Origin of the sequence: Thalassospira profundimaris, from assembly GCF_003326755.1 — a bacterium.
Lineage (GTDB): Bacteria > Pseudomonadota > Alphaproteobacteria > Rhodospirillales > Thalassospiraceae > Thalassospira > Thalassospira profundimaris_B.
Genome location: NZ_JPWH01000008.1, coordinates 126,519 through 149,752 on the forward strand (window position 1 = coordinate 126,519; position 23,234 = coordinate 149,752).

Consider the following 23,234-nt stretch of genomic DNA (forward strand, 5'->3'; position numbering starts at 1 on the left):
GTGCGAAATACGCACGATCAGGCTTTGTTCCAGCCTTCGCACTGCGCACGGTGGCGCAGCAGGTGATCGGCCAGCACGATGGCGGCCATGGCCTCGCCCACCGGGACGGCGCGAATGCCCACACAGGGGTCGTGGCGGCCCTTGGTGACAACATCAACATCCTTGTCGCTGACATCCACACTATGGCGCGGGGTCAGGATGGAGCTGGTCGGTTTGACGGCAAAGCGAATGATCACATCCTCGCCCGATGAAATACCGCCCAGAATGCCCCCGGCATTGTTGGACAGGAAAACCGGCTTGCCATCCTCGCTCATGCGCATTTCATCGGCATTTTCAATGCCGGTCAGCTCGGCGGCTTCAAAGCCATTGCCAATTTCAACGCCCTTGACGGCATTAATCGTCATCATCGCCTTGGCAAGGTCGGCATCGAGTTTGTCGTAAATCGGGTCCCCCAGGCCAACCGGCACGCCAGAGCACACCACCTCGATCACGGCACCAACGGACGATCCATCCTTGCGCAAGCCATCAAGATATTCTTCAAAAACCGGTACGGCTTTGGGATCGGGGGTGAAGAAGGGGTTGTTATCAACCTCGTCCCAGTTCCAGTTGGCGCGATTGATTTCCTTGGTGCCCATTTTAACCAGCGCACCGCGAATTTTGATGTCATCGCCCAGAATTTTGCGGGCAACGGCACCGGCAGCCACCCGCATGGCGGTTTCACGGGCCGATGAACGCCCGCCACCGCGATAATCGCGAATGCCGTATTTTTCCCAGTAGGTGTAATCGGCATGGCCGGGGCGGAACTGGTTTTTAATCTCGCCGTAATCCTTGGAACGCTGATCGACATTTTCAATCAGCAGACCAATCGGGGTGCCGGTGGTTTTGCCTTCAAACACACCCGAAAGGATTTTAACCTCGTCAGGTTCGCGGCGCTGGGTGGTAAAGCGCGACTGGCCGGGTTTGCGTTTTTCCAGATATTTCTGAATGTCGGCTTCACACAGATCCAGACGCGGGGGAACCCCATCCACCACACAGCCAATGGCCGGGCCGTGGCTTTCGCCAAAGGTGGTGAAACGAAACAGGGACCCAAAACTGTTGCCAGCCATCAGAAAATTCCAGATTTTATAGGGTTAACATTCTAAACAGACAAAACGGGCCGCCTGCGGGCGACCCGGTTTATCAGATTTTGGCGGGGTCAGGACTTGCTGACTGTGATGTCCGGGGCATCAACCTGTTTCATGCCAACGGTGTGATAACCGCAATCGACATGATGGGTTTCGCCCGTCACACCCGAAGACAGGTCGGACAGGAAGTAAAGCCCGGAACGACCAACATCATCAATCGTGACGTTGCGGCGCATTGGCGAGTTGTATTCGTTCCATTTCAGGATATAGCGGAAATCGCCAATGCCCGATGCGGCAAGCGTTTTGATCGGGCCAGCCGAAATCGCGTTAACACGGATATTATCCGGGCCAAGGTCATTGGCCATGTATTTGACGCTGGCTTCAAGGGCTGCCTTGGCAACCCCCATGACGTTGTAATGCGGCATCACCTTTTCCGCCCCGTAATAGGACAGGGTCAGCATGGAGCCGCCACTGGTCATCATCTTTTCGGCGCGCTGGGCCACGGCAGTAAAAGAATAGACCGAGATATTCATCGACATGGCGAAGTTTTCCGGCGAGGTGTCAAGATACCGGCCGCGCAACTCGTTTTTGTCGGAATAGCCAATGGCATGGACGATGAAGTCAATGGTGTCCCATTTTTCCTTCAGGGCCGCAAAGGCTGCATCGATGCTGGCAGGGTCACTGACATCGCAGGGCAGCACGATATCGCTGCCAATGCTTTCCGCCAGCGGGCGCACGCGCTTGCCAAGGGCATCCCCCTGATAGGTGAATGCCACTTCACCTCCGGCGGCGGCAACAGCACGGGCAATGCCCCATGCAATGGATTTATCATTGGCGACGCCCATGATCAGGCCCCGTTTACCGGCCATCAGGCCTGAAAGATTATCGGCGGACAGGCTCATATTTCCTCTCGTTCAGGCGATCTCTTTCCGTATCTGGTGCGCATCCCGGTCAGGGTTGCGCCCAATACTGGAGACATTCAATATTCACCGCATCCTACACAAAGCGGGGCTAAAATCAATCTGGCCTGTTTTATCTTTGCGCGGCGCGTTACTCTGTTTTGATTCTGTCACTATAGTCGGAAATTGCACAGGATTAAGCGTTTAATGGTGAATTTGCGAAAATTGCTCGATGACCGTACCGGATTCTGGCGTTATGCCTTTTTGCGGTTCCTGCATGACAAATCGCCACAACGCGCCAGTGCGCTTTCCTATACGACGCTTTTGGCGATGGTGCCATTTCTGGCAATCGCGCTCACGGTTTTGTCGGCTTTTCCGGTTTTTGATGCCTGGAAAGACCAGATTTCCAACCTGATTTTCAGTAATTTTCTGCCCCAGACGGGTTCCGAAGTGGCGGACTACCTGACCGGATTTTTGAAAAATACTGGCCGGATGACGGCGATCGGCACGATTGTGCTGGGTTTTACGGCGGTGATGCTGCTGGGATCCATCGAAACCGTGATGAACGATGTTTTCCGCGTCACAACGCCGCGCAAATTGCTCTCCCGGCTGGTAGTATTTTGGGCGCTGATCACGGTCGGGCCGTTATTGCTGGGGTTAAGTTTATCGCTGGCGTCCTATATTTTTGCCATGCGCCACTTTGTTGGCGGCGATGCGCTGGATGCGCAAATCGGCCAGCTTGGCTTTCTCGCGCCGTTCTTTTTGTCGACCATTGCCTTTTCGCTGCTGTTTTTGGGGATGCCCAACCGTGCCGTCGTGGTGACGGATGGTGTTATCGGGGGCGTTGTGGCCGCGGCCCTGTTCGAGCTTCTGAAAAAAGGATTCGGTCTTTATGTCAGCACCTTTCCGACATACCAGACGCTGTATGGCGCGGTGGCGGTGGTGCCGATTTTCCTGATCTGGATGTATCTGACCTGGATGGTGATTTTGCTGGGCGCGCAGGTGGCGGCCGCCCGTTCCGAATGGCGGGCGGCACGGGCAGCGGGCCTGGTGCCGGACCCGCGCGGCGGGTTGCCCGGCCATACCGAACGTTTGATTGCGGTATTAAAACTGCTGGAATATTTGCAGAACCGCTTTCAGAAAGCCGACAAACCGCCGACCTACCGCCATTTGTTACATGAACTGAAGATGGGCGGGCGCGATTTGAACTGGGCGCTGGCGGCTTTGCGTCGGGAAAATCTGATCGATCGCAGTGAAAAGCACCGGTGGCTTTTGTCAGGTGATTTGTCACGCCTGAAACTGGGCGATTTGATGAACAAGCTGGGCCTGTTTCTGGATCAGGACAGGTTGTTGCTGGTGGATGTCAAAAGTGGTTGGCCCCTTGAAGTGCGTGACCGGCTGATAGAGCTTCAGGACTGCCGCAAAGATATTCTTGATGTGGCCGTAAGCGCGCTATTTCAGCGTCAGCGCCCCGAAGACGGGGTGCCCGCCCCGCTTGAGCAGGGCAAAGACGATGCCAAAAGCAGGGCGGGCGACATTAATGCCGATGATATGAACAGCCAGGTGGACTAAAGGCAACGGGCCTTGCGCGGCGGCTCAGGCGTCTTTGGCAATGGCGATCAGGATGCTGCAGGGCGCATGCGCCAGCAGCGACGCCCCGGTGGAACCGCCCCACCAGCGTGAAAGTGCGCTTTGTTCGCGATGTCCCACCACAATCAGATCCGCGTTTATATCCTGGGCGACACGGCCAATTTCATTGGCGGGAATGCCATTTTCCAGGCGCGTTTCAGCCTCCAGGCCCCGATCCTTCAGCTTGGCTTTGCCTTCTTCCAGGCTGGCTTTAATGTCGGCCAGCATCCGGTCTGGCAGGTCGGAGGGAACGGCGGCCTCGGCATAAATAACGCCAATATCGGGCGCGAGAACCGCCATCAGGCAGACGTCGGCCTTGCACATGGCGGCCAGTTCCGCGCCCTGTTTCAGGGCAGCGCGGCCTTCTTGGCTTCCGTCATAGGCCAGCAGGATTTTTTTGTACATGGGGTCGCCTTTTTTGCGTGAAAAAGCAGGGCAATAAGATGAAAATTATACATCCAACCCTGCCACCTTTAACAAGAAAATTCTAATTTATTTTGCGTCAGGGATTTGGCTTGTCGGTGGTGGTTGGGGCGTTTTCTGCAATGTCGGAACCCGGATGATGGACTTCAAAGCGTAGTGGACGGCTGCCGGGATGCAAATGCAGGTCGCGCTGCGGGAAGGGGATTTCGATGTCGTTTTCCCTGAAGGCGTCCCAGACATTGAGCAACACTTCGCTGATGATGTTGCCGCGCCCGTTTTGCGGGTCGTTGATCCAGAAACGTATTTCCAGATCAACCGAATTATCGCCAAAACCGCGCAGCAATGTGTTGGGGCCGGGGGTATCGAGCACCCGTTTGCATTTGCCCGCGGCTTCATTGCACAGCGCAATCGCCTGGCGCGGGTCGTTATGATAGGAAATGCCAACGGGGATTTTCAGGCGCAGCTGAACATCGGAATGGCTCCAGTTTTCAACCTGGTTGGTGATCAGGTCCTCGTTGGGGATCAGAAACTCGGTGCCATCGCGGGTGCGAACGGCGGTATAACGCGCGCCCAGTGACTGGATCCAGCCAAAGGTATCGCCAATGGCAATCACATCGCCGGGTTTGATCGACCGGTCCAGAAGCAGGATCAGACCGCTGATCAGGTTGGCGACAATGCGTTGCAAACCAAGGCCGATGCCCACACCGACCGCACCGCCAAATACTGCAAGGGCGGTCAGATCAATGCCAATGGTGGACAGGGCAAAAAATACCGCAACCGACAGCAACACGATTTTCAGCAGCTTGACCAGCAATACCTGAACCGACGGGGTTAAGCGATGCACCCGGTTGATGCGCTGTTCAAACAGATGCGAGGCAAATGACGCCACCCACAACAAAATCGCCAGCGACAGCACAGCCTTGATCAGCCCGTAAAGCGAAATGCGGACATTGCCCAGCTCAAACGCGATGCTGTTGAGCATGTCAATCGCGGGGTTAAGCAGGCCGACAATATTCAGCGCGGCAATGCCCCAGGCAATGACGGCAATGGTCCGCCCCCAGACCGGATCATTCAAAAAGGCGCTGGCAAGGCGAATGAAAATCCAGGCGATCAGCAGGCTTGTGACCAGGCGCAGCACATTGTGCGGATAATCCATTTGGGTGGCGATGCCATCCAAAACCCAAAGGATAACGACAAAAACCAGGGGAAAAGACAGGCCGGGCAGGGTTTTGCAAAATCGTCTCAGGCCGGGAATGTGGCTCATCGCGGCTTGCCAGTTTTGCAACCGCGACAGCAGACGGGCAACTGGCTTGGTCAGCAAAATCGCCGGAACGGCGGCAAGGGCGATGGCGGCGACTTGCAACAGGATGGGCACAAGCAGCAGGTTTGCCTGAACCCATGCCACGGCCTTTTCAAGCCATGCCATTATGCGTTCGGATTGCCAGAAACCGTTCATTCATGCCCGCCTGATCAAAATGGCCGTCCGGGTGGAAGACCCCGGCTGTATCGCGGTTCAGCCGGGCGGCCCTGTGGTTCTTGTTTCCTATCCTAACATTCCTGCGCGAAAATACAGCCAAAACAGTATGCTGAGGGGAAAAAGGCATGATCAGGGTTTCATGGTGCCATGCAGGCGCAAATTATTGTGCCAGGAAAAGGCCTCTTCGATCAGGTGTGGGGTATGGCCGCCACGAACAACAGCACGATTGAAATAGTCACCCAGTTCATCGCGGTAGGACGGATGCACACAATTGGCCAGGATGGTTTGCGCCCGTTCGCGCGGGGCCAGGCCGCGCAAATCGGCCAGGCCGGTTTCGGTGATCAGAATATCCACATCATGTTCGGTATGGTCCACATGGCTGACCATGGGCACAACGCTGGAAATTTTGCCGGCCTTGGCAATCGATTTGGTGACAAAAATCGACATGTGACCATTGCGGGCAAAATCGCCCGAGCCACCTATGCCATTCATCATTTGTGTGCCGCCGACATGGGTGGAATTGACATTGCCATAAAGGTCGAATTCCAGCGCGGTATTGATGCAGATAAGCCCCAGACGGCGAATGACTTCGGGATGATTGCTGATTTCCTGGGGCCGTAAAATAAGCTGGTGTTTATAACGGGCCAGATCGGCAATCACCTGTTCATAGCGCGACTGCGACAGGGTGACGGAGGAGCCGGAGGCAAAATCCAGCTTTCCGGCATCAAACAGGTCGAATGTCGAATCCTGCAGGACTTCGGAATACATTTTCAGGCCATGAAACGGCGTATCGATAAAGCCGTGCATGACTGCATTGGCAATGGTGCCAATGCCCGCCTGAAGCGGTTGTAATTCGTTGGTCAGGCGGCCGCTTTTGACCTCGTATTTCAAAAAGTCGGCCAAATGCCCGGCAATGGCACGGGTATCTTCATCGGGCGGCAAAACGGTCGAGGAGCTATCGGCCTTGCGGGTGACAACAATGGCAACGATTTTGTCAGGATCGACCGGAATGAAGGGAAAACCCACCCGGCTTTCAGGCGAGACAACCGGTACCGGCTGGCGTGTCGGGCGGCGCGAGGGGATATAAATATCGTGCAGCCCTTCCAGTGTTTCGGATTGCGTCAGGTTAATCTCGACAATCACCTTTTTGGCAAGGATGGCAAAGCTGGCCGAATTGCCCACCGATGTGGTTGGAATGATGCCGCCCTGCTCGGTGATGGCGACGGCCTCGACCACGGCAATGTCGATGCCGGGGATCTGGTCGGTGCGCAATTGTTCCACCGTTTCGGAAAGGTGCTGGTCAATAAACATCACCTCGCCGGAATTAATGGCCTTGCGCAGGCCCGGATCGGCCTGAAACGGGATGCGGCGCGACAGCACATGGGCCTCGGCCAGGGTCCGGTCCAGGTCATTGCCCAGCGACGCCCCCGTCATCAGTGTAATTTTAAGCGGGTCTTTTTTGGCCCGCTCGGCCAGAGCCATTGGCACGGCCTTGGCTTCACCGGCACGGGTAAAGCCGCTCATGCCGACAACCATGCCATCCTTTATCAGACTGGCCGCTTCTTCGGCGCTGACAACACGTTCCTGGAATTTGGGATGGCGAATACGTTGACGATACATGGGGTTTCCTTTGTGGCAGGTGGAACGGGCGAGGAGCATATAACAGGTGTAAAGGACCATTCCGCGCAACTGGTGTGAGAAATTCGCGTATGCCCTTGTATTTTATGCAATGCTAATATTATTGGACTAATTCCAGTTTGGGGCGGGATGATTTGGGCTTGGCGGGTTTCAGGCGGGCAGGGTTTGCAGGAACCGGTCAATGGCGGTTGCGCAGTCACTCAGATTTTGATCAACCGTGCGGCCCGATGCCTTGCGCGGGGTAAAATCATGATTGCCATCTTCAACCCAGTGCAGCGAGATCGCCGATGACAGATGATAGCCCGCAATTTCGTCGGGCGTGCCAAACGGGTCGCGGGTGCCGTGGCAAATCAGGGTCGGGGTTTGCAGGGTTGTCAAATGTTCTGTGCGGGGTTTTTCGGGTTTGCCGGTGGGGTGAAACGGGTATCCCAGGCACACCAGGGCCCGGACTTTTGCCGCATCCGCAATCATGCTGGCGATGCGCCCACCCATTGATTTGCCCGCAATGACGATGTTTTCGGCCGGGCCTGCATCGGCAATGGCGGAGTGAAAGGCCTCCATCAATGCCGGGGCGCGGTCTGGCGGGCGTTTTTTGCCATCCTGGCGGCGTTTGACCATATAGGGGAAGTCAAACCGCCCGATGCGGTATCCCTTTTGCCCCAGCATTTGTGCCATGTCGGTCATAAAGGGGCTGTCCATTGGCGCACCGGCACCATGTGCAAACACAATTTTCAGGGCCGCGTCTTCCGGCCCGGTCCAAATGAAGCTGGTGGTCATGGGGTATCCTGTTTGGGGGCGGTACGTGAAGGGGCGCTACAAAACAGGCTGTAACGCCCCGATAAGGGTCCGTTTAGGGGAGTTTACCGGACTGATTGCGGATGGTTGCGTGACCATTTTTCGATGAAATCGATCAGCTCCTGGTCACGTTTTTCCGGCAGCTTGACTGTCAGATGAACATATTGATCGCCGCGCTTGTCGCCCCGGTTATAGGGCGCGCCCTTGCCGCGCAGGCGCAATGTGGTGCCGCTATTGGCATTGGCGGGCAATTTCATCGACACCTTGCCGTCAATGGTGGGCACCTGGATGGATCCGCCCAATATCGCCTCGCTCAGGGATATGGCCATATCGCAATGCAAATCATTGCCTTCACGGCGAAATTGCTGGTCGGCATGGACATGCAGCTTGATTAACGCATCGCCGGCTTCACCGCCATTCATGCCCGCCATGCCCTGGTTTTTCAGGCGCAGGGTTTGGCCGTCCTCGCTGCCGGGCGGGATGCGCACCTCAAGCTGTTTGCCACTGGCAAGATTGATGCGCTTGGTGGTGCCCAGCAGGGCCTCTTTCAGATCAAGGCTGAGTTCATAGCTGATATTGGGGCCTTTAACGCGGGTGTCGCGCCGCCCGCCAAAACCACCGCGCGCCCCGGCACGGTTGCCAAAAATTTCGTCGAAAATATCCTCGGCACTGCCGCCGCCAAAGCCAAACGGATTGCCCCCGCCCGCCGATGTGCTATAGCCGCCCGCACCAGCACCTGCACGGCCAAATGGCCCGGTTTCCCGGCCTTCGGCATCGATTTCGCCATTGTCAAATTTTTTGCGGCGTTCCGCATCGCCCAGCAGGTGATAGGCCGCCGAAACCTTTTTAAAGCGGTCTTCGATTTTGGCATCGTTCGGATGAAGGTCCGGATGCAATTCGCGCGCAAGCTTGCGATAGGCTTTTTTGATCTCGTCCTGCGAGGCCGTTTTGGATACGCCAAGGATCTTGTATGGGTCCTGCATTGCCAGCCTGGTTGGAAAAGGTGGAACATCATCGCCGGTTACGGAACCGGCATATATGTTATTATTAGCGGGTCTTGACCATAATCAGAAGTGTTTTTCATGGTTTGGTCCAAGATCGCAAAAACGGCGCAGGGCTTGTGCGCTGCGCCGTCCTGACAGGGATGTGTCCGTGGTTAGTTGACCACTTTCCAGGTGCCATCGGGTTGACGGCAGGCCGTACCATAGGCCGATTGTTCCTCGCCACCGATCACCACGGTCTGCTGATATTCGCGGCAATACTGGTCGGTATCGGGTTTCTGATAGGTCCGGGTCGGCGTGATGGTGCCTGAATGGCCGCTATCAGGGTTGGTCCAGGTGCTGGTCTGGCCAACCGGTGCGGTTTCCAGCGTGTGCTGGGTGGTGTTGCGCATCATCGCGCGGTCGGCATTATCCAGCGACTTGCCGATTTCGCTGCCGACCAGGGCACCTGCAAGCGTACCCAGGGCCACGCCAACAAGCTGGCCTTTGCCTTTGCCAAATTGCGCACCGGCAACGGCACCGCCCACAGCGCCCAAAAGGCCACCGGCAGTTTGCTTCGTTCCCTGGTTTTCCGCACAACCGGCCAGCACGAATGTGCCCAGCATCACGGGAATGATAAAAATGCGTGCTTTCATTATATTCATGCCTACCTTGTCTTTACTGTCCCAACCGATATGTATGTCTGGCGGACCGGTCTTGCCGCGCGCGGCAGTCTGTCGCAAGATGCCAACCAGTTGAGCCAAAACACGTTATAAAAGGACGGTTTAGGGTAATGGACGAAAAAATTACGACAAAAATTGGGCAGGTGCCCCACAATGATCCGTTCGATCTTTTTGATGTATGGTTCCGTGAGGCAAAAAACAAGGAAGACGCCTATCCCGATGCCATGACACTGGCAACGGCGGATGCGCAGGGGCGACCCTCTGCACGCGTTGTGCTGCTTAAGGATTTTGATCCGGAAGGATTTGTTTTTTATACCAATTACGAAAGCCGCAAGGGAACGCAGCTTGGCGAAAATCCCTATGCCGCGCTGTGTTTTCACTGGAAAAAACTGGAACGTTGTGTGCGCATTGAAGGCCCGACCGGCAAGGTAAGTGCCGCCGAGTCGGATGAATATTTTCAAACGCGCGCGCGCGGCAGCCAGATCGGCGCCTGGGCATCGGTGCAGTCACGCCCCATGTCGGGGCGGTTTGATCTGGAAAAAAGGGTGGCGGAATTTACGGCCAAATTCGGCTTTGGCAAGGTCAAACGGCCAGAGCATTGGGGCGGATACCGCCTTGTTCCCGACCGGATCGAATTTTGGTCGGAAGGCACGTTCCGCCTTCATGATCGCCAGCTTTATACCCGCAATGCCACAGGCGATGGCTGGCTGGTGGAAAAACTGTTTCCGTAAGGGACACTTGCAGCGACGTTTTTTGTTGGCTGTGATATGCTGTCAAAAAACGTTGCTGTCTGTTCATGTCTTGTCGGGCGGACAAAAGATTTCCTGCAGGGTCAGGATGACTCTGGTGACATTGGGATCCTTGATCGAATAATAGATTGTCTGCGCATCGCGGCGTGTTTTGACAAGGCCATCGCGGCGAAGCCGGGCCAAGTGTTGCGACAGCGCGGACTGTTTGAGCTGCAATTCGCTTTCCAGTGTTCCCACTGATTTTTCCGTTTCCCCAAGAGAACACAACACCATCAAGCGCCACTGGTTGCCCAGGGATTTCAGGAATTCAGAAGCCTCGAGAGCATTATCGTAAAGTTCGTTATAATTCATCGTTTGTGGTCTTTGTCCGTCGGCTTGCGGGGTCAGATGGGAAAGACTGATGGGTGAATGTCAATCAACCTGACCGCTAACTGTTTTCGTTGCTCGTTGCTGGTAATGTTACATTTTGGAACGAAACGTCAAAATCAAAATCGAATTTGCTGGAATCGTTTTAGGTTTTATCTTGTTTTGTCCACGTCATTTCGCCCATGCTTAAGACATTGATACGATCAGGGTGAAAGACAATATTGAACGGAAAATTTGCTGTTATCGACAGCGGGATGTTCGTGCGAGAAACGACAGTTTCTTGATTTCAGACAAAGACAACGCTTTGAATTCGCGTAAAACTGCGTTTTTCTTTGATTGCTGCGATTCTGTTGAGATCATCCCGCCCCTCAGGATGGCAGCGCGATCAGGCTCAACCGACTATGGGGTATGAAGATATGGCTGTACGCACAATTTTGGCTCCGGTTGCTGGATCGGAAATGGACCGGCGGGTTCTTGCACTGGCCTTTAGTGCCGCCCGGCGCTTTGATGCGCATCTGGAAGTAATATTTGTTGCCCCCGAACCACAGGATGTGATCCCGATTGTGGGCGAGGGCATGTCGGGCCTGATCATTGAAGAAATGATGGGGGCTGCCGAAAAGGAAACCAAAAAGCGCCTTGCCAATGCCGAAGCCGCCTATCGCGCCGCGCGCGAGGCCGCCGGGATTGACGAGGCCGACGCCCCGCGATCCACCCTGCAACCGACCTGTGCCTGGCGCCGCGATGACGGGCGCGAGGATGAAACGGTTGCCCGGCGCGGGCGGCTGTTTGACCTGGTGGTGATTGGCCGGGACCCGCGTGAAGCTGCCGCATCGCTCACATTTGATGCCTGTTTGATGGAAACGGGCCGCCCGCTGCTGGTGGCGCCTGAAACCGTGCCGGGTGATGTGGGCTCAAAGGTGATGATTGCCTGGAATGGCGGGGTCGAGTCTGCCCGGGCCGTCACATCCTCGATGCCGCTTTTGCGCCAGGCCAGTGAAATTACCATTGTCAGTGTCGGCGAAGTGCCGCATGGCCGCGCCACCGCACAGGCGCTGGCGGAGCAGTTTGTCTGGCACGGGGTGAAGGCCAAAGTTGATTTGCGCCCGGATCAGTCAAACGTCGCGGCGGCCCTGATGGATGCGGCAAAAAACTGCAACGCGGACAGTATCGTTCTTGGCGCTTATAGCCATTCGCGCTTCAAGGAAATGATTTTGGGCGGTGTCACCCAGGATATGCTGGCAAAATGTGACTTGCCGTTGTGGATAATGCACTGACGTTAACGTCATTCATCTTGTTGAAACTCAACCAAAATTCCTGATTTGGAATGCTGTATGGCAAAAAGGCGCGGTTTTCTGCGCCTTTTTTTTGTTGCGCGTGCGAAAAAAAAGGATCAGGCTTTGGGTAATTATTACAAAAAAATGTCTTAGGGTCTGTGGGCGGTTATCGTCCTGGAGAAATGTCTGGCAAAGGGTGATCCCAAATGTTGTCTTTGCGCGATGTAATAGATTTCGCCGCAATGTCTGAAGAACTTGCTTCTGAAATTGCTGAAACGGCACAGCTTCCCGATCTGGGCGCTGTTTTTCATCGGTATTCTCAGGCAGTTGATAGTGTCCCGTCTTGCGGCGCAAACGATACCGAGGCGGAGTAACCTTCGGCATCCCGGTTTACAGGTAAAAGACTGTTATGGTTATTTTGCCGGCTGTCATTCCCGCGTGCTGACGCCCGGGCGATGACCGTATAACAGTTGCCAAAACACCGGTTTGTGTTCCCTTTTCCGCGCTAGGTATGCCAAGTATACCTGATACGCTTGGTAGTGCGGACTTTGCGCCTGCTGAAGCGGGGCAGGTGGGGCGGTATGCTGCCCCGAACCGGCCCGGCCCAGTCACGCTTGCGGTTTACCTGCCGCCGGGCAGGTGGCAGGCGATATATTTCCCGATTTTGCGTGCAGATGGTGGCGGTTTGGGCAAATTTGGCCTATATCGACGGAATACATCAATGTGCATTTTGGCAGGCAAAGTTATTGTTTCGTCAGGATGTTCAGGAACCTGCCGCGCCGGGCCGGACGAGGGGTGCGCGTGAACGGTCGGGTTCGGGATATAAACGGCGTGTTGTGCGCCATCAGCAGGGATAGCATTCATGAGCAACACCGCCGCACCCAAAACCGTTGTTTTGACCGGGGCCAGCCGCGGCATCGGGCATGTGACGGTGGGCTATTTCGCCAAACGGGGCTGGCGGGTGATTTGCTGTTCCCGCGAGGCCCCGCCGCCAAGTTGTCCGCGTGACCCGGCACAGGGTATTCATATCCGGGCCGATCTGTCCAAACCCGAAGATGTTGAAATGTTTATCGCCCAGGCCAATGAAATGCTGGGTGATGACCCGCTTCATGCCCTGGTCAACAATGCCGGGGTATCGCCCAAAACCCCCTATAAGGAACGATTGGGCTGCCTGAATGGCGATTTGTCAGGCTGGCGCGATGTTTTTGAAATCAATTTCTTCACACCGTTAACATTGTCGCGTGGTTTTGCTGCCGCCCTGCATCGCGGCAAGGGTGCAATTTGCAACATCACCTCGATTGCCGGGCATTATGTGCATCCGTTTGCCGGGTCGGCCTATTCCACGTCAAAGGCGGCTTTGTCCGGGTTAACGCGCGAAATGGCGGTGGAATTTGCCGAACTGGGGGTGCGGGTCAATGCCGTAGCACCCGGTGAAATCAAAACGGCGATGATTTCGCCGGAATACGAGGCTCTGGTGCCCCGTATCCCGATGAACCGTATGGGCACGCCAGAGGATGTGGCGGCGGCGGTGCATTATCTGGTCGGGGACGAGTCGGGTTATGTGACCGGCACGGAAATTTTCGTGACCGGCGGCCAGCACCTTTATTAGGTCATCCGACAGAATATCACCTGTAAAACAAAACCCCGAACCGTCAACAGGTCGGGGTTTTTGTCTGCCTCGGGCGCGATCAAGCGGTGATCAGTGCCGGGGTTGATTGCGCAGTTTTTCGGCCTCGGCGTAAAATTTCTTTTCCCATTCCTTGTGATTGTCCAGGCCTTCACGCAGAAACGGGGTAAAGATGGCAAGGTTCATCAGGATCTTGTGAACCAGGACAGCCGGGAATTTCAGCGGTTTTTCAAAATCGACAAACAGGACCACCCGGGTTTTGTCGGTATGGTTCCAGGCCTCGTGTTCATAGGCGTCGTCAAAAATCAGAACCTTGCCTTCTTCCCAGTGGCAAACCTGTTTATCGACACGAATGGCAAGTTTATCGGCCGGTTCCGGCACGATCAGGCCCAAATGCATGCGCAAAACCCCGTTATAGGGGCCGCGATGGGGCGGCAGGTGCTTGCCCGGTTCAAAGATCGAAAACATCGCCGTCTTGAGATTGGGGATTTTATTGACGATGCGCCAGGTTTCCGGGCAGCTTTGAATGGCTTTTTCCGATTTGACGCCAAAACCCAGCAGGAAAAAGGTTTTCCAGTGATTGTCCGTCGAAATGGTTTTGACGTCGGTGGAAATATCCTGAAAGGACGGCAGGTCAGCCTGGCGCTGTAAAACCTGGTCCAGTTCCTTGCGGATGGCGGGCCATTCCTTTTCGATCTCGGCGGCCCAGGGAAATGTCGCATTATCGTAAACCGGCGGATTGCCAAGTTTGGCATATTTGTAATTCAGCCGTTCGGCCCAGGAAACGATGCCCATAAAAAAGCGGGTAATGCGGCTGGGCCTGTCCATCGGATCAATGCCGTCGGTGCCAAAAGTCTGCTTGGGTTCGCGCGGCATGTCTTCTTCTATTGTAGCGTTAGACTGGGGCAACTTCACACTCTTTCAAAAACAGGCACATTTACGGTTTGATTGCCAACTATGCACGGAAACAAGGCAATATTTTGTAAAAACATAACATTAGCGCCTCTGTCAGGCCCGGTCAAACAGGTCCGGGCATTTGTTGGCAGATATATTCAAGCAAGTTACGGGAATGAATGAAAATGTTATCTGGCGAGGAAACAGGGACGGTGCGGTAAAAGGAAGCCCTGGCAGGAAAGGCGTAAAACAATAGCCGGTCAAGTGTCAAATGCCGCATCATACCGGACAATACCGGCGGGTATGTTGCTGTCAAATGACCGGACCATGAAGTATTGTGCCGGTGCATGCGGGTATGTCAGGTTTGGTGAGGGCATGAAACCGAATTGTTGATAATAGCCCGGATCCCCCAGCACCACACAGCCCCCGGCTGTGCCGGTTTTTTCAAGGGTGGCTAACCCCTGGGTAATCAGGGTCTTGCCAATCCCCCGGCGTTGCTGCGCCGGGATGACGGAAACCGGACCAAGCCCGTACCATTGCGGGTGCTGATTATGCGCGCCGATGATGCAAACGGGGGAAAAGGCGATGTGGCCGATAATTTCCGTGCCCAGGCAGGCGACCAGCGAACAGGTCAGTTTTCCCCGCTTGCGCAGACGGTCAATAATATCCTGTTCGGTGCCGTCACTATGTTTGGCACGGGCAAAAGCCCGGCGGGTCAGCTCCGCGATAGGGTGGCTATCACCGGCTTGTTCGGGGCGGATGTGCAGATCAGGCGCGAACAAGGGTCGCCAGCCAGGCCTGTTTTTGTTTCAGGCGGGCAATTTCCATGTCGATCCAGCCGATGAAGGCCCCTTCATCATTTTCATGCTGGTCGCGTAGCGCCAGCATACGGTCCAGATCAAGCTCGCAGACATCCTGCAGGATTTCCACCTGGTCCCGGCGCGTTTCGGCATCAAGCAAATGCAGGAACCGCATTTTCAGGGCCATGACAAGGCGCGAAAGCTCGCCCGAGGTATCGCGCAATGTGCCCTGCATCAATTCGTTGAATTTGTCGCGCCCGGCATCGGTCAGCGAAAGTTCGCCTTCCCCTTTGCCACCGGCACTGCAGGTTTCGCGCACCAGCCCTTCCAGTTTTAAAAGCTGTAGGGATGAGCCCATCATATCCAGCGACGGCCCCATGATGTGGGCGGTAAAATGGCGAACCTGATTGGCCAGATCGGCATAGCTGATCGGCGTATCCGAAAGGGCCAAAGTTCCAAGTGCGCACAGGCGAAGGCATTCTTTGGGCAGCAAGGTTCTATCCGTATACATGGCGGTTCCCGATCCGTTACGGGGCCGACGTTATCGCGAACGGTTCTTAATTGCAAGAATTTTGATGAGTCTGCAATCTCTTCCCGCTTGCTGAATATAGAACCAAGCCTGGCAAATGCAAACAGGGCATCAATGATCTTTTACTGTCGTGATCGTCCGTGATCGGCGAAAGGAACGTGCGGCAGCTCGGAATCAAAAAGGCCGCCCCGCAGGAACGGCCTTTTTGCAACAGGATGTCTCACCCACAGGCAGATGAATCGGGCTCAGGCCGCCCTTTGAATGCCAAGCTGGCCCCAAACCGTCAGCAGGGAATTGATCAGATGGTCGATCAGTTCGTCATTATGCAGCGGGCCGGGGGTAAAGCGCAGGCGTTCGGTACCGCGCGGCACGGTCGGATAATTGATCGGCTGCACGTAAATGTCGTGATCATACAGCAGGCGGTCGCTGGCTTCCTTGCACATGGCGGCATCACCAACCATTAACGGGACGATGTGGCTGGGCGCGTCCATCACGGGCAGGCCGGCATCGCGCATGCGCTGGCGCAGGGTTTCGGCACGTTCCTTTTGGGCTTCGCGTTCAACATTGCTTTCTTTGAGGTGGCGAATGCTGGCGAGGGCACCGGCGGCAATGCTGGGCGGGTGCGAACTGGTAAAGATGAAGCCATTGCCAAAGCTGCGGACGAAATCGACGATTTCGGATTTACCGGCAATATAGCCCCCGACAACGCCAAAGGCCTTGGCGAGCGTGCCCTGAATAATATCAACCCGGTCCATCACGCCATCGCGTTCGGCAACACCGCCGCCATGCGGGCCATACATGCCCACGGCATGAACTTCATCCAGATAGGACAGGGCATTGTATTTTTCGCACAGATCAAGGATTTTGCCGATCGGGGCGATATCGCCATCCATTGAATAAACCGATTCAAAGGCGACAATCTTGGCGCGGTTGGGGCCAAGGTCAGCCAGAATCTGTTCAAGATTTTCCAGATCGTTATGTTTCCAGATGCGGCGTTCGGCCTTGGAATGGCGCATGCCCTCGATCATGGAATTATGGTTGAACGCATCGGAAATGATCACGCAATCGGGCAGCTTGGACCCCAGCGTGGACAGGGTGGTCCAGTTCGCGACATAGCCCGATGTCATCAGCAGGGCCGATTCCTTGCCATGCAGGCTGGCAAGTTCTTCCTCCAGCGCGACATGGACATGGTTGGACCCGGAAATATTGCGTGTTCCCCCGGCACCGCCACCCTGGCCGGTAATTTCGGCCTGCATGGCATCAAGTACCTTGGGATGCTGGCCCATGCCCAGATAGTCATTGGAGCACCAGACGGTAATTTTGCGCGGTTCTTCACCATTGCCGGTATGCAGCCAGGCGCGCGGGAATTCGCCGACAATACGCTCGAGATTGGCGAACACACGGTAACGGCCTTCAGCCTTGAGGCCACCAAGCGCGTCTTTGAAGAAGTTGTTATAATTCATCTTTACATCTTTCGCCTGTCACTTCGCGGTTTTATGCGGAACATTTCGCGAAGTTCTTTTCTTTCCCGCTGGCTTTGAAACTGGCGGGACCAGCATTTCCGGGCGCATCCTGTCCGGGGGTGTGATGCGCTTATCGGTCTTTTCCGACAGCGGCGCATTGACCCGCATCAAATTTTTTAAGCGATTCCAGTCTCACCACGAAACATGCTGGCAGAAAGGCGTTCCATCCTGTTGTCTGTCGATCTCGCCCCTGATCCACAATTTGGCGGTATTAAACGTGTTTGGCAAGACTAACTGCCGCAATTTCGCCAAAACCGGCGAAGCCGGATCGCGAAATGGCGCAAAACATGGTTTCTTGTGACGGATAAAACACGAATGTGTGATGGAAATCAGGTTGCTGGTAGCGCAATTTTTAACGTGTTTAAAATGGCTTGCGACGGTTCAAGGGCAAAATATTTCATCAGAGTCGCCCCATGTAACCGGCAACTATGAGCGCCATGCGTATAAAACAGTGCTGTCATGCCCGGCAGGTGCCATCAGACCCGTCGCCGCACCAACGGGTCTGATATGCCACAGCGTTGCCTTTGGGCACGACCTGCCAAAATCAGATCGACTGGTGCCATTTGGTCAGGGCGATTTCAATTTTGTCGAACATGTCGTCGATCTGTTTGTCGGTAATGATCAGCGGCGGGCACAGGGCAATGCTGTCGCCCATTGCGCGCAAAATGACCCCTTCCGTCAGGCAGAGTTCGGCCACCGCCTTGCCCGCCCAGCCGGTGGGGGCAAAGGGGGTTTTGGCGCATTTGTCAGCCACCAGTTCAAAGGCGCCAATCAGGCCATATCCCCGGGTTTCGCCAATTTTGTCGAACTTGTTAAGGTCGCGCAGGCGTTTCTGGAAATGGCCCATCACCTCGCGCACATGGTCAACAATGCTGTCTTCCTCGTAAATTTTCAGGGTTTCAAGGGCAACGGCAGCCGCCACCGGATGGCCCGAATAGGTAAAGCCGTGGCCAAACACACCCACTTCATCGGCGCCTTTTTTCAGGGCGGCATAAATCTTTTCGTTGATGAATAGGGCCGAAATCGGCTGATAGGCCGATGAAAGCTGCTTTGCCACCGTGATCATATCGGGTTTAAGGCGGAAGGTTTCGCTGGCAAACAGGCGGCCGGTGCGGCCAAAGCCGCATATGACTTCATCCGCAATGAACAGAATGTCATAGCGTGCCAGCACTTCCTGAATTTTATCGAAATAGGTGCGCGGCGGCACAACCACGCCACCCGCCCCCATGATCGGCTCGGCAATAAAGGCCCCTATGGTTTCCGGGCCTTCGGCCTGGATCAGGTCTTCCAGGGCTTCGGCCATGCGGGTGGCGAAGTCTTCCTCGCTTTCATAGGGTTGGGCTTCACGCCAGAAATGCGGCGTTTCGGTATGCAAAATGCGGTCAATTGGCAAGTCAAACAGCTTGTGATTGCCCGGAAGGCCGGTCAGCGAGGCCGAGGCAACCGTAACACCGTGATAGCCGCGTTTGCGCGAAATGATTTTCTTCTTTTCCGGGCGACCAATGGCATTGTGATAATACCACACCATTTTAATCGCGCTGTCGGTGGCCTCCGACCCCGAATTGGCAAAAAAGACTTTTGACATCGGCACCGGTGCCATTTCCAAAAGCTTCGTTGCCAGATCAATCGTCGGGTTGGTGCTGCGCGAGGAAAAGTTGTGATAAAAGGGCAGAGTCTCCAGCTGCTTTGTTGCTGCCGCGATCAGGCGTTTTTCACTAAATCCCAGTGAGGCGCACCATAATCCGGACATGCCCTCGATATAGTTTTTGCCACTCTCATCGCTGACATAAATACCGTTGCCCCCGGTTATCACCAGCGGGCCGGTTTTTTCGTGGGCGGTGAAATTGGTATAGGGATGCAAAACACTGGCAATGTCGCGGCTGGAGGCCGAGTTGCCCAGGCTGGCATTTATCGTGCCGGAATCGGATAGGGTCATGGCAAACCTCGAAAAGCGGATAAATTGATCTGTTGGGCAGACTTTATCGACTTGAAGGAACGGGGGGAATCATTTCTTGCAGGCAGGCGCATACCGTCTTGTGCACGTTAGGTGCGGGATGGCGGGACAGACAGCGTTATTTAAAAACAAAACGGCCAATCATAAGACTGGCCGTTTTGCGAAAGCAGATGAAAAAGATTAGTGCGAGAACAGCACCGGCACGGTCATGTGTTTAAGCAGGTGCTGGGTAACACCGCCCAGCATCAATTCGCGCAGGCGCGGGCGGCCATAGGCCCCGCACAGCATCAGATCGATGCTTTCATCGGCAGCACGCGACAACAACAGGTCGCCGACACTAATGCCTTCGGCATTCATGGTTTCCTTGCGTACATTCACACCGTGGCGTGCCAGGCGGTCGGCAATATCCACGCCGGGAACGGGCAGGGAATCGCGCGCAGCCTTGTTGGGGTCGGCACACAACACCAGGGCGGATTTGGCGTTTTCCAGGAAAGCCATGCCGTCATTTACCGCGCGCACGGCCTCGCGATAGGGTTTCCAGGCCACCATGATGCGGGTGCCAATGGTTTCATATTTGCCATAACGCGGCACGACCAGAATGGGGGCACCAGCGGTCAGTATCACCTTGTCGGGCAGTTCCGAGGTCGAAGACGGATCGGAGCTTTCCGGGTCATACTGGCCCAGAACCGTCAGGTCATGATGGCGGGCATACATGGCAACGGTATCGGCTATTTCGGTGGCCAGGCAGTTTACTTCCTGCCAGTTGAACGGCACACCGGCCTGTTCGCAGGCTTCGGTAAAGGCGGCCTTGGCCTGGGCGGCACCTTCGCGGATGGTGCGGCGCTGGGCTTCCATGATGTCGGCGGAAATCTGGACTTCCATGAAACGCGGGATTTCTGCACGGGGCAGAACATACAGGCCGGTCAGATGGGCCTTGTGTGCCTTTGCAACATTTAACGCTACCGAAAGCCGTTCGGCGCAGGGTTTGGTATTGTCAATATGGACAAGCATATCGCGAAACATCTGCCAGAAGCTCCTTCTTCTGCGGCCCGGCATATCAGGAACAGCCGGGCGATAATGATGAAGGCAGGATAAACCAGCGATTTGACGTTCACTTTGTTCTATCTCAAAACAGTTTGCAAAAACCTGCCTTTAGCATCGTTTTATAGCGGTGGTGACGCAACTTTAAGATGATGTTCTCGCAAATTCAATGTTTTCGCACAGGGGGATCCCGGGGGTGGTCAGTTGCCGGGGGTTAACGGAATTTCCTTTTCCATCGACGGTTCGGACGAAGGTGTCCGGCGCGGCACATTTTCGACGGGCGAGGAGGGTTGCGAAAAATCGTTTGTCGTTTGCGGCACGACCGGATCGCTAAAATCGGTGCCGGAAATGACGCTCAGGCTTTGGCGCAGCTGGCGCGACAGATTGGGCCAGTTGACCTGAAATGTCGTGCAGGCGGCGGCGTCGGCCTCGGTCAGGCAGCGGTTCGCCATGCGGTCCAGAATGCCCAGGGCGATGCGCGCTTCGTCCAGTTCGGTTTGTTGCGCCGGGCTAAGGCCGGCATTCTGTTGCGGCGCGGGAATATTGTTTTTTTGTTCCATGCCGGGTGTCGTGCGCATGTGTTGCGCGGATGACAGGGAGGGCGACTCCTTTATGTCCGCGCTATTGGAGGGCGTTGTGCCTGCTGTCGCTGGCGTTGGACCATTCCAGCTCCAGGGCGTCACAATCCCGGATGCGGGCGGGGCTGATTCTGTTGTCTGGCTCATTGGCGCACAGGCAGAAACGGCCAGCAAACCTGCCAGCGGAACGGCGTATCGCAAACTGACACGATATGTCATGCAGGGTTCCTTTGCCCATCGGTTGCATCGCCCCAAGCCGGGACATTGCCGCCATGATGCTGTTTCTATTACGAAGTGTAGACTGCGAATTTATTGTGCCGTTTGTGGATCGTCCTGTCCAGTCGCGGGGGCATGGTCGGTATTGGCGCGCGGATCGAGCGCATCCTGAAGGCCATCGCCCAAAAAGTTCACGGCGATTACCGTGATAAAAATCAGCAAACCCGGCCACAATGCCAGCAAAGGCGCATCCCAGATGAATTCCTGGGCATGAGTTAACATATTGCCCCAGCTTGGCACCGGGGGCTGAATCCCCAGGCCCAGAAAACTCAGCACGCTTTCCATTAAAATGACATTACCCACCGCCAGCGTGGTGGCAATGATGATGGGCGTGACAACATTGGGCAGGATATGCCGCAAGATAATGCGCCCCGGCCCGGCCCCCAACGCGCGGGCGGACAGGACAAATTCCCGTTCGCGCAGCGCAAGGGTGGCCGCGCGCACCAGGCGGGCCACGGTCGTCCAGCCAAACAGGGCGATAATCAGAATAATGCGATACAGGCTGAAACTTTCGCCATTGATCACATCACGCGGAATACCCAGCTTGCCAGGGTCAATGGCGGCAAGCACAATCAGCAGCGGCAAAAGCGGCAGGGAAATAACGCCATCGGTAAAGCGCATCAAAAAGCCATCCAGCCAGCCGCCACGAAACCCAGCGATCACGCCAATAAAGGTGCCAATCACGGCGGCACACAGGGCCGAACTGACGCCGACCATCAATGATACCTGTCCGCCATACAGCAAGCGCAATAACACATCACGGCCCAGCTCGTCCGTACCGAGCGGATGGTCCCAACTGGGCGGGCCATAACGTGAAAACAGGTCTACCGCCTGGGCATCGGTACCCAGCCAATGGGCAACCAGCGGGGCACAGGCCGATGCCACGGCAAATAGCAGCAAAACAAGCAGGCTGATCCAGGCCAGTTTGTGCCGGGAAAAACGGCGGGCCGCCAGCCGCCACGGGCTGGCAGAGCGCGAGGCAGGGATGGGTTTGCCGGTGCGGGTGTTTTGTCGGGTCATGACAGTTTCACCCTTGGGTCCAGCAGCTTATAGCCAATATCGGCCAAAAGATTGCCAATTAGCGTGACCAGCGTTGCCAGCATCAGGCCCGCCATCGCCAGATTATAATCCGACCCGATCACGGCATTGTAAATCAGCCGTCCCATGCCGGGCCAGGAAAACAGGGTTTCGGTGATCAGCGCGCCAGAAAAAAGACTGCCAAATTCCAGCCCCAGCAGGGTGACAACCGGCATCATGCCATTCCGCAGGGCATGGCGCACCACAACACCCCGTTCCGACAGGCCCTTTGCCCGGGCGGTGCGAATAAAATCCTGGCGCATCACCTCGATCATGGAACCGCGGACAAAGCGGATATGCGACCCGACACTGGCAATCGTCAGGGTCGCGACAGGCAAAACAAGGTAACGCAGGCTTTGCCAGCCTTGTGCATCGTCCAGTTGCCCGGTGCCGCCTGCCGGAAGCCAGTGCAGGGAAACGGCAAACACCAGAATGGCGACCAGACCCAGCCAAAAGGGCGGAATGGAAACACCGGCAAAGGCCGCGAGGTTAATGCCATAATCGCGAAAGGAATGGGGTTTCAAGGCGGCATAAATCCCGGCAGGCAGGGCAATCGCCAGCGACAGCGCCCAGCTTGCCAACATCAATTCCAGGCTGTTGATCAATGCCGGGCCAATCAGGGCGGTGACGGGCTGGGTAAACAGGCGCGAATAGCCAAAATCACCGTTCAGGGCGGACCATAACCAGTGAAACCAGCGCAGCACCAGCGGTTGATCCAGCCCGTAAAGCGCCTTAAGGCGTGCCACATCGGCCGATGTAATGGCCGGGTTGGCTGTGATCATCAGGTCAATCGGATCGCCGGGCATAAGCCCGATCAGTACATAGGCCCCGAAGGAAACCAGCAGCATCACAAGGGCGGTTTGCCACAGCCGGGTAAAGATAAAACGCCGCATGATGG

The 23,234-nt window shown here is 55.7% G+C and carries 23 protein-coding genes; 5 read left to right on the forward strand and 18 right to left on the reverse strand.

Annotated features, from left to right (window positions below):
* Window positions 1-17: 17 nt before the first annotated feature.
* Both aroC and fabI read right to left on the reverse strand, forming a co-directional pair.
* A complete protein-coding gene (aroC, locus tag TH25_RS11290; RefSeq protein WP_114088522.1) occupies window positions 18-1,106 on the reverse strand; it encodes a chorismate synthase in 1,089 nt (362 codons plus the stop codon).
* Window positions 1,107-1,195: 89 nt separating this feature from the next.
* Entirely contained in the window at window positions 1,196-2,026 is an 831-nt protein-coding gene (gene fabI, locus TH25_RS11295) for an enoyl-ACP reductase FabI (protein WP_114088523.1), read from the reverse strand.
* Between the two features lie 204 nt (window positions 2,027-2,230).
* Here fabI and TH25_RS11300 point away from each other — a divergent pair, with 204 nt between their 5' ends.
* On the forward strand, window positions 2,231-3,595 hold the full coding sequence (locus tag TH25_RS11300) for a YihY family inner membrane protein (protein WP_114088524.1): 1,365 nt from the start codon (window positions 2,231-2,233) through the stop codon (window positions 3,593-3,595).
* Window positions 3,596-3,619: 24 nt separating this feature from the next.
* Here the strand turns inward: TH25_RS11300 and TH25_RS11305 are convergent, their stop codons facing one another.
* From TH25_RS11305 to TH25_RS11330, 6 genes are all read right to left on the reverse strand, one after another.
* Window positions 3,620-4,057, reverse strand: coding sequence for a universal stress protein (locus tag TH25_RS11305; RefSeq protein WP_114088525.1), 438 nt, complete (start codon window positions 4,055-4,057; stop codon window positions 3,620-3,622).
* A 97-nt stretch (window positions 4,058-4,154) separates the two neighbouring features.
* Entirely contained in the window at window positions 4,155-5,531 is a 1,377-nt protein-coding gene (locus TH25_RS11310) for a mechanosensitive ion channel family protein (protein ID WP_114088526.1), read from the reverse strand.
* A gap of 150 nt (window positions 5,532-5,681) precedes the next feature.
* On the reverse strand, window positions 5,682-7,172 hold the full coding sequence (locus tag TH25_RS11315; RefSeq protein WP_114088527.1) for an acetyl-CoA hydrolase/transferase family protein: 1,491 nt from the start codon (window positions 7,170-7,172) through the stop codon (window positions 5,682-5,684).
* 168 nt (window positions 7,173-7,340) lie between these two features.
* Window positions 7,341-7,967 carry an alpha/beta family hydrolase gene (locus TH25_RS11320; RefSeq protein ID WP_114088528.1) on the reverse strand — a complete coding sequence of 209 codons (627 nt, stop codon included), beginning with the start codon at window positions 7,965-7,967 and terminating at the stop codon, window positions 7,341-7,343.
* An 83-nt stretch (window positions 7,968-8,050) separates the two neighbouring features.
* On the reverse strand, window positions 8,051-8,968 hold the full coding sequence (locus TH25_RS11325; RefSeq protein ID WP_114088529.1) for a DnaJ C-terminal domain-containing protein: 918 nt from the start codon (window positions 8,966-8,968) through the stop codon (window positions 8,051-8,053).
* A 173-nt stretch (window positions 8,969-9,141) separates the two neighbouring features.
* Window positions 9,142-9,621 carry an RT0821/Lpp0805 family surface protein gene (locus tag TH25_RS11330; protein WP_114088530.1) on the reverse strand — a complete coding sequence of 160 codons (480 nt, stop codon included), beginning with the start codon at window positions 9,619-9,621 and terminating at the stop codon, window positions 9,142-9,144.
* Window positions 9,622-9,758: 137 nt separating this feature from the next.
* On the opposite strand from TH25_RS11330, the gene pdxH reads away from it, so the two are divergent.
* Window positions 9,759-10,379 (forward strand): pyridoxamine 5'-phosphate oxidase, encoded by a 621-nt coding sequence (gene pdxH / locus TH25_RS11335; RefSeq protein ID WP_114088531.1) that lies wholly within the window; start codon window positions 9,759-9,761, stop codon window positions 10,377-10,379.
* Between the two features lie 63 nt (window positions 10,380-10,442).
* On the opposite strand, the gene TH25_RS11340 is transcribed toward pdxH, so the two are convergent.
* Window positions 10,443-10,748, reverse strand: a complete 306-nt coding sequence (locus TH25_RS11340; protein ID WP_114088532.1) for an ArsR/SmtB family transcription factor — start codon at window positions 10,746-10,748, stop codon at window positions 10,443-10,445.
* A gap of 431 nt (window positions 10,749-11,179) precedes the next feature.
* Here TH25_RS11340 and TH25_RS11345 point away from each other — a divergent pair, with 431 nt between their 5' ends.
* From TH25_RS11345 to TH25_RS11355, 3 genes are all read left to right on the forward strand, one after another.
* The gene (locus TH25_RS11345) at window positions 11,180-12,037 is read left to right on the forward strand and encodes a universal stress protein (RefSeq protein WP_114088607.1); all 858 of its coding nucleotides are present in this window, start codon (window positions 11,180-11,182) and stop codon (window positions 12,035-12,037) included.
* A gap of 206 nt (window positions 12,038-12,243) precedes the next feature.
* Window positions 12,244-12,411 carry a hypothetical protein gene (locus TH25_RS24905; protein WP_181847568.1) on the forward strand — a complete coding sequence of 56 codons (168 nt, stop codon included), beginning with the start codon at window positions 12,244-12,246 and terminating at the stop codon, window positions 12,409-12,411.
* A gap of 488 nt (window positions 12,412-12,899) precedes the next feature.
* Window positions 12,900-13,646 (forward strand): SDR family NAD(P)-dependent oxidoreductase, encoded by a 747-nt coding sequence (locus tag TH25_RS11355; RefSeq protein ID WP_114088534.1) that lies wholly within the window; start codon window positions 12,900-12,902, stop codon window positions 13,644-13,646.
* 90 nt (window positions 13,647-13,736) lie between these two features.
* Here TH25_RS11355 and olsC read toward each other — a convergent pair whose 3' ends face one another.
* The 9 genes from olsC to TH25_RS11410 form a co-directional block, all read right to left on the reverse strand.
* Window positions 13,737-14,540: an ornithine lipid ester-linked acyl 2-hydroxylase OlsC gene (olsC, locus tag TH25_RS11360; RefSeq protein WP_114088535.1), complete on the reverse strand. Its 804-nt coding sequence runs from the start codon at window positions 14,538-14,540 to the stop codon at window positions 13,737-13,739.
* Between the two features lie 278 nt (window positions 14,541-14,818).
* Entirely contained in the window at window positions 14,819-15,340 is a 522-nt protein-coding gene (locus tag TH25_RS11365) for a GNAT family N-acetyltransferase (RefSeq protein WP_258549120.1), read from the reverse strand.
* Entirely contained in the window at window positions 15,327-15,869 is a 543-nt protein-coding gene (locus TH25_RS11370; RefSeq protein ID WP_114088536.1) for a hypothetical protein, read from the reverse strand. The genes TH25_RS11365 and TH25_RS11370 overlap by 14 nt, the downstream gene beginning before the upstream one ends.
* 263 nt (window positions 15,870-16,132) lie before the next feature.
* Entirely contained in the window at window positions 16,133-17,350 is a 1,218-nt protein-coding gene (gene hemA / locus TH25_RS11375; RefSeq protein WP_114088537.1) for a 5-aminolevulinate synthase, read from the reverse strand.
* Between the two features lie 604 nt (window positions 17,351-17,954).
* On the reverse strand, window positions 17,955-19,346 hold the full coding sequence (locus tag TH25_RS11385) for an aspartate aminotransferase family protein (protein WP_114088539.1): 1,392 nt from the start codon (window positions 19,344-19,346) through the stop codon (window positions 17,955-17,957).
* Window positions 19,347-19,544: 198 nt separating this feature from the next.
* Window positions 19,545-20,387: a universal stress protein gene (locus TH25_RS11390; protein ID WP_114088540.1), complete on the reverse strand. Its 843-nt coding sequence runs from the start codon at window positions 20,385-20,387 to the stop codon at window positions 19,545-19,547.
* Between the two features lie 218 nt (window positions 20,388-20,605).
* Complete coding sequence (locus TH25_RS24740; RefSeq protein WP_147253010.1) at window positions 20,606-21,202, reverse strand: hypothetical protein; 597 nt, start codon at window positions 21,200-21,202, stop codon at window positions 20,606-20,608.
* A gap of 90 nt (window positions 21,203-21,292) precedes the next feature.
* On the reverse strand, window positions 21,293-22,279 hold the full coding sequence (locus TH25_RS11405) for an ABC transporter permease (RefSeq protein WP_114088543.1): 987 nt from the start codon (window positions 22,277-22,279) through the stop codon (window positions 21,293-21,295).
* Window positions 22,276-23,229, reverse strand: coding sequence for an ABC transporter permease (locus tag TH25_RS11410; protein ID WP_114088544.1), 954 nt, complete (start codon window positions 23,227-23,229; stop codon window positions 22,276-22,278). The genes TH25_RS11405 and TH25_RS11410 overlap by 4 nt, the downstream gene beginning before the upstream one ends.
* Window positions 23,230-23,234 lie beyond the last annotated feature (5 nt).